Below are 12489 nucleotides of genomic sequence, written 5' to 3'. Positions count from 1 at the left end.
AACAGCCACAAGCCTTTCAGCTCGAATTATTAGAGGCCTTGTCTATCCACACTTGTAACTTGCAAGCATACATAGGTGAAAAAAATAGTAGTTTAGGTAAAGTACAAAGTGTTGCTAACCACTTTATTTACGAAGCAAGTTTATTAAATCAATTGAATTACTGCGATTACCATAATGCTGCCAAAGCGCCAGAATTAACTCAGATACACAAATTTAAACAACAAAATTGGCAGCAACAAGTTGACTACTTTTTACTAAATAGTGAAATACATAAAAAACTATTTCAGCCAACAACTCAAATGCTAATACACGACAGCCAAGGCATAATAGATATAGCAGCCTATTTTAAAGCTGCAAATCAATTGGTGCAGTTACCGCAGCAAGCCGCTAAACACAAGATTGTTGAAAACTTTAATAAAAGCTCCGCCAAAATACACAACAGTCAGTTATTAGCCCAATACCTGTATACACTTGAATACACAACGCAGGTTTTGCAACACACAGCAACTGTACTAAACAAATTAACCAGCCAACAAGTTTGTGCTAACACCAGACCAATCGAAATCGACTACCTTGAAAATGTACTACACAAATTCTTTGTGATTAAGTTACAACCTCACTTAGCAAATTTAAGCCGCTTACAACATGAACTTATGCCAACCGTTATTAAACTATTTAACCACTTAAGCCACTCACCGCTATATTTTGAGCGATATTTCACTTTAACCAGCGGCAGTGTTTATAGTGAATTCACCCAAGCCAATGTTACACATCAACAAGCTTGGCAAAATTTGCTATCCGACTGTAGTTAATGATTAAAAAAACCGCAATCAAACTTTTTTGTTCAAAATTCCCTTGCTAAAGCGATAACTTACCAGTAACATTCGCGCCGTTGTTTAGACAACAGCTTCCAAATGTACGACCGTAGCTCAGCTGGTTAGAGCACTACCTTGACATGGTAGGGGTCGGTGGTTCGAGTCCACTCGGTCGTACCAATTCTAAAGGCTTTCAGCCGAAGTAGTCACTAACAAAAATCCTAAAAACTCAAATCTGCAAACAATATGCAAACATTAGTCGTCTATTGTTAATTAATAAAATGTCGTATATTCGCCAAACATTCGGTTTAATTTATCTGTGTGTAATTGCCAATATTCAGTCTCTAACTTTAATAACTGCGCCCTGATTTTTTCAAACCTTGAATAGTGCCAGCCTTTAGGTTTAGGCCAAAAATATGATTGATCAAATAAGTTATCACGGTCGGGAAAACTATTAGGCCAAACTTGAGCGCGTATTTTTCTAATGCGTCTCGCTAACCTATCTGGTTTGCTTTCACTTTGGCTAAGGTAATGAAGGTTTGCACAGTCGCGGCATTTGAAACTGTATTTAGTTACAAATAGGTGTTGTCTTTGTTTTCCGCAATATGGGCAAATCAAATAAAGCTTATTACTTATACTGCGGTTGTCAGTTTGAAGTGGTACTGGTATTTTTTGCTCATTAATTTTGAATAGCATTACTCGCGGCCATTCGTCAGCTTGATACAGTTTAAACTGGCGGTGTTCATCACCTAGCCAATCAGCGTTTATTCGATAGGTTTGAACGTTGTTATTATCGACTGTAGCACTTAGCAACTCTTTAAAATACTTTGCGTAAATACGGTAATACTGCCCTGTATAAAATCGCTTTTGATGAATATTGTAATAACACGCCATAAGCCACCAGCAAAAATAATGATACGAAAAACAGGTTAAAACTAACAGTTTTGTTAGGCTTTAATTGTTACAATATAACATTTGTGGCGTAATATGACTTCCGAATATTATGTCGGCTTTAGCCTGCTAGTACTATAGTCGTTGGTTTGTGCATCTTTGTAGCCTTTTCCACGGCCTTTAGACAAATAAGAAAACCAGTGCAACGCCTGCAACCTTGTTTCGGGCGAATCAACATAGATAAAGCTTCTACGATTAACGGAATAGAAGCCGCCCATATCTTCCCATACTTCACGGGCAAATTTTGCAATGATATGTGAAGTTTTAACCTTATCACCATCTACCCATAACGCTACATGGTAATGTTGTGCTTTGGCTTTTTCCTGTTCACGTACCCAACAATACCCAATTTCAGTAATACCATAATGCGCGGTTATACGTGTCATTAAACGCTTTCTAAATATGGTCATGCGTTTATTGTCATTGGTCGGGTGTTCTTGATGTAATTCAATCATTATCAATATTTGTCGCTTCCATTTATCTAAACCAACATCAAATTGTTCAAATGATTTTTTAAGCATATTTGTGTAGCAACCCGAGCCACTCGCATTAACAGGGATTAATTCACCACGATGTAAAATAGTGGCCGCCATTGAAATATATTTTCGACCTGTCGTGTTTTTACGTTTTCTTTTTTGCATAAACTAACAGGGTATATTTAAGGGATAATATAAATAACCGCTCGTTTTTGCGGTAACTAAAAACCAGCTAGCCTTTATAGCTGTTAGGCTTAGGGCATAATTGAAAAGACAAAACCGCCAAGTCAAAACCGCCAAATAAAGCCAAAGACAAAACCGCCAAATGTTTGCAGGGGTGTTTTGTGCTAAAAGAATAAAAATCGAATGAAGAAAGCGCATAAATAAGCTACCATTTAGAACGCTGGTGGTTGGGTCGGCAAACTTTCACCACCAGCAAAGTTTAAGGGTTGCTCAACTAATAATTTTTAGTTGGGCGGCCTAGCTTCCAATGAGCTTATTTAATAACTGCTTTTGTTCGTCGGTCATCACACTCAAATTAAACCAATAACGCCTAACGCCATTGTGTTTAATTCCGTGAGGGTCTATAACCTGTTGATCAATCCAACCAAATGGAAAACCTTTATATTTAAGTTCTTTTATTCTGGCCGCTAAGTGGCAAACTCCTATTGCATCAGCTTCATAACGATTTATAGAGCCATGCTTAACAATATGCTTAGCAACCACTATTTGTTGGTTTAAAGTTGAAAGGGCTAATTTAGTCATAATTACGCCCCCTTTTTTGATTCAAGGTAAGCGTCTAGATCAGCCTTTCGCATTACACAACATCTGCTTGTAATACGTATTTTGGGTGGGGCTAGTGGATCGTTTTGGCAGATTCGCCATAAACTTGTAAGGCTTATATTTAGGTAACTGGCAGCATCTTTAAGCCTTAATACCTCTTGCTCTTTCTTGTTTTCAAGAGCATTTTTTATTTGTTCAAGCGTACTTTGTGTCATTGTTATAACCTCACATTTACTGGTTTTTACTGAAATTCTGCTGTCAGCTTAAACCGTGTGGAAATAACATGCTCCGCCTAATGCTCTATACCTTCTGGCGGCAATATTTATTTTAATTTGCGTAGTTTAAATCGGGTTAATTCCCTCTCAATAGTTCTGACACTCACACCATATTTTTCTGCAATTTCTTCTTTCGCTTTTTCTCTGGGTGTCAGATCACCACGTAATATTTTAATTCCTTTTTTCTTATTGCTAATAGCTTCTTCACGCTCTAGCACCTCTGTTGCAATACAAATTCCCATTGCAGGCATCGACTTAAAAAGTTTCGTGCGAAAGTTGTTAGCTCGAGAACCTCTAAACTTTACTTTACCGTGCAAAATATTAGACAAAAAAATCTTGTCACATTCCTTTATATTTAGCTTTTTAATTTTTTTATATATCTCGAATCTATCAAATCCATAACTATTGTCTTTTTCCCAATGTTCCAATTCAAACTTAAAGCTATTAAGTTCTCGTCCAATTTCCCCTAACGTTTTTATGTTGTAGGTCTTTTTGCTCTTGCTCATCTAAACCACTCCTTTTTGCTTATTCGTTCCTTGTAAATTAAAACCACCTGCTACCAGTTCCAGCGCGTCAGTGGCGGCATGGGGTGCTAAGTGTCCATAGTGTTGTTCAATCATTTTTACCGATTTATGCCCCGCTAATCTGGCAACGGTAAATAAGGCAATGCCACCAGCTACCATCGCACTTATGTAGTGGTGTCTAAGCGCATAAAAATCTAATGGGGTGTTTATGCCGCCTAGCTCTAATACTTGCTTCCAGTGCGTTATATGGGCTTTTTTATCCAGTTTTTTACCTGTTACAGGTGACGGAAAAACTAAACCTGTTTGCGGTTCGCCTTGCTGTTTATGCCAATCAATCATAATTTGCAAAATATCGGTATTTAACGGCAAATCAACTTTTATCGGGTCGTTATGATGTTTGGTTTTATTAGGTACAGTGATCAGGCGTTTAAACGCTAAATTAAGTTCAGACCAATTGAGGCTATATAAATCACCTGCCCTTAATCCGCTATACCTTGCCAAATGAAAAAACGGAAAAAACCAGTGCGGGTGCTTTAAGTTTTTAAGGCTGGGTAAATCGGGTTTGCCATGTTTGCGGCTATTCTCGCGCTGCTCAATTAATTGTTGTTTATAAGCCTCTAAACCTTGCGCTATGCCTTCCAATTCGTCACGGGTTAACATTCTGCGAGTTTTTAAGTTATCGCCCTGTGTGCTTTTCTCTTTCTCGTTTGCTGTTGGTGGGCTTAATTGGAATTTGGCGGACGGGTCAACCTCTAAAACGTGTTCGCGTACTGCGTGGCGTAACATGGTACGCAATGCGCCAAATGTGCGCTTTATAGTGGCATGGCTTAATCCGCTTTGTTCTTTTTGTGCTTGCCAGTGTTTAAGGTCTGCCACTGTTATACTTTGCATGGGTTTATCTAACCAGTCCGCAAAGTGTTTTTTAATCATGGCTAGGGTATGTTTGCCCTCGCCCGCTTTGCGCTTTTGGTGTTGGGTGTAAATACCGTCTAAATACAAACCTAATAAGCCTGATTGTTTTTTAGCTTCGGCTTGGCGGTAAGCTTCACGTTTACTTTCTTTTTCTGCCAGCGGGTCGATTCCCTCGGCTAACATTTTTCGGTATTTGGCGGCCTGTTCTGCGGCTTCTAAGCGGTTAGCAGTATCACCTGTATATTTACCTAAATTAATTAAGCGTCTGGTATCGCTAAAATCCTGATAACGAAAGCGCCAACAACCGCCATTTTTTAGCTTTTGTAGATGAAAACCTAAGATTTTTGGACAAGCAAGCTCGTTTCTGTAGCTTGATTTAGCTATGTGCTCGCTACACTTTGCAGCGCTAAGCCCCGTTATACTTGAATTAGCCATTTAAAAACCACCTTAAAATCTGCAAACAATATGCAAACATTAGTGGTAAATTAACAGCTATTTTGTGAAATAACAAGCAACAACAAAAACAGCTAAATCACTGATATTAAATTATTTTATATTTCTGGTTATTTCAGCAAGTAACGAAACCTTACCTTGACATGGTAGGGGTCGGTGGTTCGAGTCCACTCGGTCGTACCAAAATGCTCCAAGAATAGAGCACTCCCCTCTTTCTATAACCCATACCAGGGTCGGTGGTTCGAGTCCACTCGGTGGTACCAATTCTTATTTTCAAGAAAATTAGTTTTATCTTTTAATCATTGCCTTAGCTTTTTATGCCCTTAATTATTGCTTTATAAGCTGACTTTAGGCAGCTCTTTTGTGTTGCTAAGCTCAAAGTTAGTTAAATTGATAATAGAACTAAGTGATTTACCGTTTAACTGATAGATGATAAATAGCTCAGTTTCAGATAAAAGAGTGTTACCAATAACTTGCTCTACATCAGTCAATATTTCTTTGTAACCCGAGCCATTAGGTTTAGAAATAGCAATTGTTGTTAAGTCACTTGGCGTAAGGCGATTATCACTGTTTGAGTCTAATTTAACTAAGTTATAAAGAATTGCTAAAACAACTTCTTTGGAGTTGTAATCACCAAGTCGTAAATGGTTAGTGCTCTCAATCAGGTAGTTTGTGTGATCGAATAGCCACTGTTCTGAGTTAGTTTCAGTGTTTATAAAGAGGTAATTTCGAGTTGAATTTGAAGACTTGCTAAAATAACCACGATTGAAGCTTTGATCAGAATTTAAAGAGATCATAAGCGTTTTATGACTTAATAAGTTCGTTACTTGACCTAGCCTCCAATTTTCTTTTACCTCTTCGTTTTCGTCAATATTAACAATATTTTGCCTGTTACGCTCTCTCGTTGTTTCTGTGAAGATTTGCAACATAACAAACAAAAGTACCCCAATTGCAAGAATTCCAGCAACCGAAATAACTAAACAATTAAAACGCCATACTAATTTAAAAAATTTATTATCTTCCATGCTCAATACGCCAATTACCATTCTATTTGAATTTTTGTACCCGCTTTAACTAAATCCATAAATTTATCCACTTCTGAATTTGCTAAAACAATACAACCACTTGTCCAATTAAAACTTTGTGTAATCCTAGACAACCACCCCAATCAATTTTGTTGTCCATGAACCATTATAAACCGTCCAGCAGAAACGCCTTTTCTTTTAGCATTATCGAAATCAGCCAAAAGCAATAAACAGCTTAAATACCAAACTATTGTAATTGCCCTAAGTAATAAAGGCCATGTTGCCATATAAATACTTGGTGCACCTTCATACTACTCTGGACGTTCGCAAATGACTAATAAATAATTACAAAGCGTCTACAGCGAATAAATACACGAAATTTGCCTACCGCTCTAGACTGACCTTTTCGTTCTGGCGGGAAAGCATGAAGTAAATGAATGTAAGACTCTCGGATGGTGATTCGGTAAATCGCAGCTCCTGCCTGCGTAAAATTGCTGTATTGGCATATGTCACCTAATATCAAATCTACAACTCAGAGAACTTGTTAGCGGTACTAATCCGCTAGAGGCTGGCAACATGCTCAGGCATTTCAAAAAGCTTCTACTATTGGGGGCAGGTCAATATGAACAGCAACTTAAAACATCTATTGTGGTTGGCGTTATCGGCGTATATCGTCAGCTTGCCATTTTTCGCCAACGCGGCCGAAGCGCCAGGTACACTTACCCTTATTGTCAAAGATCAAAATACTGACCGGCCACTTTCAAATGTGCAGATCATACTCAAACAACGGCAAAACGCGTCCACACAAACTTTAGTAACCGATAACCAAGGCAAAATTATCGTTGAGCAACTAGCACCCGGCCTTTACTCCGTCAATGCAAGTAAAAGCGGTTTTTCTTCGTTATTTGAACCTAGTATACGGGTAATTACGCGCAAACACATCAAGATAGAACTCGAACTAAAAGAAAACCCAATTGAAGTTGTAGTAGTTCGAGGGCAGCAAGCTGATATATTTGCATCGGCTTCTAGTACCTATCTTGACAGAGAAGCGTTGCGAAGCGCTGTAGGTGGTGGTGCTGATCCACTGCTTTCGTTGGATGGTTTGCCCGGCTTGGCATCTGCAAGCGAGTTTGCCAGCTTTAGTGTGAGAGGCCGAGGGCCAAGAGATAATTTGTTGTTTGTTGACGACTTCCCTTTTGATAAAGCTGTACACTTCGATGCGACATTGGGTGAAGAGGAAGATGTCGGTGGCGGCGGCCGTTTCTCGATCTTTGCGCCAAATGTTATCAGTGGAGCTGAGTTCTCGCCTGGTGGCTGGGGGGCTGCTTATGCAGGCCGAGCGGCTTCGTTACTTAAACTTGAAGTAGCCGATGGCAACCCAAGTCCTTCGGCAAGCCTGCGCTACGATCTTGCTGGATATGAACTTGGTTATGATGGGCCAACCGGAATTGCTAAAGATGCGACTATGCTTATTTCCGCTCGGCGACTAGACTTCGGTGCTTTATTTGAAACCATCGAAGAACTAGACATTGGCGAACCAGTTTTAAGAGACATCATAGTCAAGTCAGTTATACCAATCAATCAAACCAACACGATAGAAATTCTTCTAATAGATACACACGAAGTCTATAGCCGAGATGTAACTCATGTATTTGCCTCGCCAAATTTCGAAGATGTAGCGCTGCAAAATTCTGAACAAGATAGTGACTTGTATGGCCTGACGCTACAATCATTAGTTGGTGAAAAAGCTGTTTGGACCAATAAGATTTATTACCGAAATAGTGACAAAATCAGCTCAGAGGGTGAAGCCTTTCCCGAGCAAGTGCCTGCTGGCTCGCCACCTTCTAGTTTTCCAGTGCGAGAGGACATTATCACCATTGCAGAAGGAGAAACCGAAATAGGCTGGCGCAGCGATTTTGAAACGGTTAACCAATTGGGTGTATTCAGTGCAGGTGTTCGAGTCACACAAATTGAACTAGACTACAATACCGTCTTGGATGGTGATTGGAACAGATTTGTCTATGACTATGATGATTTTAGACCTGATCCACAACAATATTATATTGTGCTAACGCCCGAAAGCATTAACGCGTCGGTAAAACAAAAAGAAACCAGCTATGCTGGCTACCTAGAGCAAACATATGAACTTGATGAATGGGATTTTACCACGGGTTTGCGATTTGATCATGATGGCTTTGCAAACGAGAGCTTTGTGTCACCAAGATTGGCTGTTAACTGGCAGCCAAACAATACGGTGAGGTATTTTATGACCGCCGGGCGCTTCCATCAATCGCCAAGGTTTTTAGAACTAGCAGCTAACGAGTCAAACGATCTAAAGACTGAAGTTATCACACATGCGAGTGTCGGTTTTAAATATTTCCCGAGCAAAAATTGGTCTGTGTTGACAGAGGCCTATTACCAAAACCTCGACGAGCTAGTGGTAGATCTTGACCGTGCAAATGGCACATTTGCAAACATTGGTGACGGCTCTTCTTATGGTATAGATATTGTGCTAAACGGCTCTATCCTCGAAGGTTTATATACGACAGCAACTTATTCGTACAATAATGCAGTTGTCGATCGCCAAGATGGTCGAGGAGATGTTGCGGCTGAATTCAGTCGAGAGCATGTTGCTACACTAGGTTTGACTTGGGAAATCAATAATCGTTGGAAAATTGCTTGGCGATATAAATACCTTTCAGGCAGACCAAACGATGAGTTTATTATTCATTCAGACGTGCTCGGGCCGGGACAACCGCTTCGTTACTCGAAAGAGATCACTGAACAAAATGTCGGTCGCAAAAGTGGTTCAGGCTTGTTAAACGTTCGTGTCGACTATCGCCGTGCATTTGGCCCGATAGATGTAACAGCATTTCTTGATGTAATTAACGTTACCGCTGCATCTTCAAGCGATGACTCAGAGTTTGACTACCGCCGCGGCGTTGAAGTGAAAGACGATAGCGAAGCCGAACCACTTATTCCACTTATTGGCCTTCGGCTAGATTACGCCTGGTAGCAAAAACGCTCTAATTATAAGAGCGTTATTTGTTAGTATTGTTGACAAGAAACTAGTTAAGCAGCGTTTTCTTGATCACTAGCATCTATCTGCACACCTTTAAAACGCTCAGGTGAAAAGCTATCCACTGCAATTGCTTTTTTACGTAGCTCATCGGCCCGTAAAATTTGTTGCGCTTCAACTTCAGTTATCAACCCTTGCTCTTGTGCTTTGGCGATAACTTCGTCAAATGGTACTCGTTTAGGCAACTTACCTGATTTTTGTGCACCATGTATTTTTAACTCAATTGCTTGGCACTGATGCATAGCAACGAAGGCTGCTTCAACAACACCAATTGCATCGTTTTCGTCTTTCCCCATGTAACACAAGTTAGTAATGCGATCACGAGTATCACCCGTTTTAAGTAATGAGCGACAAACTTGGCGGGCTAGTATATCGTTTGGCCCTCTAGCACTTACACCGTATGGGAATATAATGCGTTTTAAAGCATGTGCTAACCAACGTGGTCTAAAGTTGTCAAAGTAACCTTGAAAGGCTATTTCAGCTTTTTGTAAACAGGTTTGTACTGCGTAATGAACAAATGGTAAATCTGAAACTTGACGGCCATCTGTTTCGTAACGTTTTAATACAGCTGAAGCCATATAAAGATGGCTTAAAACATCGCCTAAACGCGCCGAAATCATTTCTTTACGTTTTAACGCACCGCCTAAAATCAACATTGACACGTCAGTACACAAAGCTAAACCGGCACTTAAACGATTCATTTGTTTGTAGTATTGTGCAGTTTCACCTGCAACTGGAGATTCTGAAAATTTGCACAAGGTTAAACCATTAAATAATGCTGTGCCTAAGTTACGCATGGTAAATCCAACATGTTTAACCAACAATGCGTCGAACTCTTTTAAACCTTGATTAAAATCAGGATTGGCCCCTGCTTCCATTTCTTTAAAAACGTATGGATGGCAACGGGTTGCGCCTTGGCCAAATATCATTAAATTACGTGTAAGTATATTGGCGCCTTCTACTGTTATCGCAACTGGTATACCCCAAAATATGTGGCCTAAATAATTTTTAGGTCCCATTTGTATAGCTTTACCAGCCTGAATGTCCATCGCATCATTAACGATTTGTCGGCCCAATTCTGTCATGTGGTACTTAGAAATAGCCGTTACGACTGAAGGGCTATAACCTGAATCAAGTGCTGAAGTGGTAAATCTTCTTGCAGCTTCGACCATGTAACATGAACCACCAATCCGTGCTAATGCTTCTTGCACCCCTTCAAATTTGCCGATAGACAAACCAAATTGTTTACGCACATATGAATAGGCTGAGGTTGTTTTTGTACATAAATGGCCGATTGCAGCAGCTAATGCAGGTAACGAAATGCCCCGTCCCGCAGACAAACATTCAACTAGCATACGCCAACCTTTTCCAGCATATTCAGGCCCACCAATAATCCAGTCGATTGGGATAAATACGTCTTGCCCATAAGTTGTGCCATTCATAAAAGCTAGACCCATAGGTAAATGTCTGTCTCCAATTTCAACACCTGGGTGATTGGTTGGAATTAACGCACAGGTAATGCCGATATCTTCTTCGTCACCCAATAAATTGTCCGGATCGTAAAGTTTAAATGCCAAACCTAATACGGTCGCAATTGGCGCTAAAGTGATATAACGTTTGTTCCAAGTAACTCTAATACCTAAAGTTTCTTTACCTTCAAACTCCTGTTTGCACACTATTCCTTTATCAGGGATCGCACCAGCGTCAGAGCCTGCTTCTGGCCCAGTTAAAGCAAAACATGGTACTTCTTGACCATTTGCAAGGCCGGGTAACCAACGGTCTTTTTGCGCCTGTGTACCATAATGTGTTAACAATTCCCCTGGACCTAAGCTATTTGGCACCATCACAGTTACCGCAGTGCTAATACTGCGTGTGGCGATTTTGGTCACTATTGTTGAATTAGCTGTGGCTGAAAAAGCTAAACCACCATACTCTTTGGGAATTATCATGGCAAAAAAACCATTTTGTTTTAGATAGTTCCACACATCTTCAGGTAAGTCTTTGGTTTCATGTACAATCGAAAAGTCATCTAACATGCCCAACAAAGTTTCCAATTGGTTGTCGATAAATGACTGCTCTTCTTCGGTTAATTTACCATCGGGATACTGATGCAATTTTTGCCAGTCTGGTTTACCTGAGAAAATTTCACCGTCCCACCAAATATCCCCCGCTTCCATCGCTTCTTTTTCTGTGGTCGACATAGGCGGCAATATTTTTTTAAAAACTTTAAAGATAGGTTTAGTCACCCACTTTTGCCTGATCTCAGCGACACCAAGTACAACTGCGCAAGCAATTAATAAAATAATTAAAATACTCATAATGACCCCCCAATTTGGTCGGTGGTAAATTGGTTTGGCAAAAAGCCTTGTTGATTAGTTAATCCTGCTGCCACATATGGCACAACTTTTTGCACTATTGTTTTGGTTGAAGCCTGTTCGAAAAAATCTGACATTGCGATTTCTTCAAGCGCACCGCTAGAGCTCATTACAAACACCAACGCACCTAAAGAAAAATGCAACCGCCAGAACAATTCTTGTTTAGTTAGTTTAGGTAAAGCTTGCGAGAATAGCTCAATTATTTGTGTTAGCACCTCGCCGTATTCATTAACTATGTATTTACGTAAGTGCCCTTGCGTTTCCGAATATCCACGGCCAATCATGACGGTAAAATGTTTTGCACTTTGTTTGCCTAATTTATTCAGTTCAAACAAAGGTGGGACGAAGGCTTGAATAATAGCTTCAGTAGAGACCTTATCAGCAGCGACTTTATCTAATTCTCGCTTCAGTATTGGCATGAAGATTTCTAAATATCTGGCTAGTACAGCCTGTATAAGCGATTTTTTTGAACCAAAATGGTAGTTAACCGATGCTAAATTAACATTGGCCTCATTAGTAATTTGCCTCAATGACGTGCTATTAAAACCCTGCTCTGCAAATAATTGTTCTGCAGCTTCAAGGATTTTTGTTTTGGTATTTGCTTTTGACACCTAAGCCTCACAAAATTTCAAACAACCGTTTAAAATTTATGTTTAAAACCAGTCAATGTCAAACAGAGTTTTAATTTTTTTTAAGAATATTTAACTTTATTGGAACAAAAGTAAAATCGGCCGGTCTGAATAATTGCTAGTGAAAAATGTGCTCTTGTTTGCCCAGTAGCGGTTGAATTCGCCACTGGGCTTTTTTATTTTTAAAATTCA

12 protein-coding genes and 1 tRNA gene are annotated in these 12489 nt (G+C 39.8%); 3 read left to right on the top strand and 10 right to left on the bottom strand.

The genetic code is table 11. The features are described from left to right. Positions 1 to 812: DUF3080 family protein (locus WSC_RS21930; protein WP_016954928.1), on the top strand; the 812-nt coding region annotated here is incomplete at its 5' end. A gap of 106 nt (positions 813 to 918) precedes the next feature. After that, positions 919 to 995, top strand: a tRNA-Val gene (locus WSC_RS0105570). A 93-nt stretch (positions 996 to 1088) separates the two neighbouring features. Here WSC_RS0105570 and WSC_RS0105565 read toward each other — a convergent pair. From WSC_RS0105565 to WSC_RS25545, 8 genes are all read right to left on the bottom strand, one after another. After that, entirely contained in the window at positions 1089 to 1709 is a 621-nt protein-coding gene (locus WSC_RS0105565; protein ID WP_016954927.1) for a hypothetical protein, read from the bottom strand. 107 nt (positions 1710 to 1816) lie between these two features. Continuing rightward, a complete protein-coding gene (locus tag WSC_RS21925; protein WP_082196123.1) occupies positions 1817 to 2407 on the bottom strand; it encodes a YagK/YfjJ domain-containing protein in 591 nt (196 codons plus the stop codon). A 315-nt stretch (positions 2408 to 2722) separates the two neighbouring features. Next, positions 2723 to 3007 (bottom strand): helix-turn-helix domain-containing protein, encoded by a 285-nt coding sequence (locus WSC_RS0105555; RefSeq protein ID WP_016954925.1) that lies wholly within the window; start codon positions 3005 to 3007, stop codon positions 2723 to 2725. A 2-nt stretch (positions 3008 to 3009) separates the two neighbouring features. After that, complete coding sequence (locus tag WSC_RS25570) at positions 3010 to 3240, bottom strand: helix-turn-helix transcriptional regulator (protein WP_016954924.1); 231 nt, start codon at positions 3238 to 3240, stop codon at positions 3010 to 3012. A 107-nt stretch (positions 3241 to 3347) separates the two neighbouring features. After that, positions 3348 to 3806 carry a hypothetical protein gene (locus tag WSC_RS0105545; protein ID WP_016954923.1) on the bottom strand — a complete coding sequence of 153 codons (459 nt, stop codon included), beginning with the start codon at positions 3804 to 3806 and terminating at the stop codon, positions 3348 to 3350. Next, entirely contained in the window at positions 3807 to 5171 is a 1365-nt protein-coding gene (locus WSC_RS0105540; protein ID WP_016954922.1) for an integrase family protein, read from the bottom strand. Positions 5172 to 5524: 353 nt separating this feature from the next. Then, positions 5525 to 6214 (bottom strand): hypothetical protein, encoded by a 690-nt coding sequence (locus WSC_RS0105535; protein WP_016954921.1) that lies wholly within the window; start codon positions 6212 to 6214, stop codon positions 5525 to 5527. Positions 6215 to 6228: 14 nt separating this feature from the next. Beyond that, on the bottom strand, positions 6229 to 6348 hold the full coding sequence (locus tag WSC_RS25545; RefSeq protein WP_337459645.1) for a L,D-transpeptidase: 120 nt from the start codon (positions 6346 to 6348) through the stop codon (positions 6229 to 6231). Positions 6349 to 6836: 488 nt separating this feature from the next. Here WSC_RS25545 and WSC_RS0105530 point away from each other — a divergent pair, with 488 nt between their 5' ends. After that, positions 6837 to 9230, top strand: coding sequence for a TonB-dependent receptor (locus tag WSC_RS0105530; protein WP_016954920.1), 2394 nt, complete (start codon positions 6837 to 6839; stop codon positions 9228 to 9230). Positions 9231 to 9286: 56 nt separating this feature from the next. Here WSC_RS0105530 and WSC_RS0105525 read toward each other — a convergent pair whose 3' ends face one another. Both WSC_RS0105525 and WSC_RS0105520 read right to left on the bottom strand, forming a co-directional pair. Then, entirely contained in the window at positions 9287 to 11611 is a 2325-nt protein-coding gene (locus WSC_RS0105525; RefSeq protein ID WP_016954919.1) for an acyl-CoA dehydrogenase, read from the bottom strand. After that, positions 11608 to 12279, bottom strand: a complete 672-nt coding sequence (locus WSC_RS0105520; RefSeq protein ID WP_016954918.1) for a TetR/AcrR family transcriptional regulator — start codon at positions 12277 to 12279, stop codon at positions 11608 to 11610. The genes WSC_RS0105525 and WSC_RS0105520 overlap by 4 nt, the downstream gene beginning before the upstream one ends. Between the last annotated feature and the right edge of the window lie 210 nt (positions 12280 to 12489).

Origin of the sequence: Catenovulum agarivorans YM01, from assembly GCF_000281085.1 — a bacterium.
Classification (GTDB): Bacteria; Pseudomonadota; Gammaproteobacteria; order Enterobacterales; family Alteromonadaceae; genus Catenovulum; species Catenovulum agarivorans.
The sequence above is the reverse complement of the archived record's forward strand: the minus strand, read 5'-3'. Positions and strand labels throughout refer to the sequence as shown.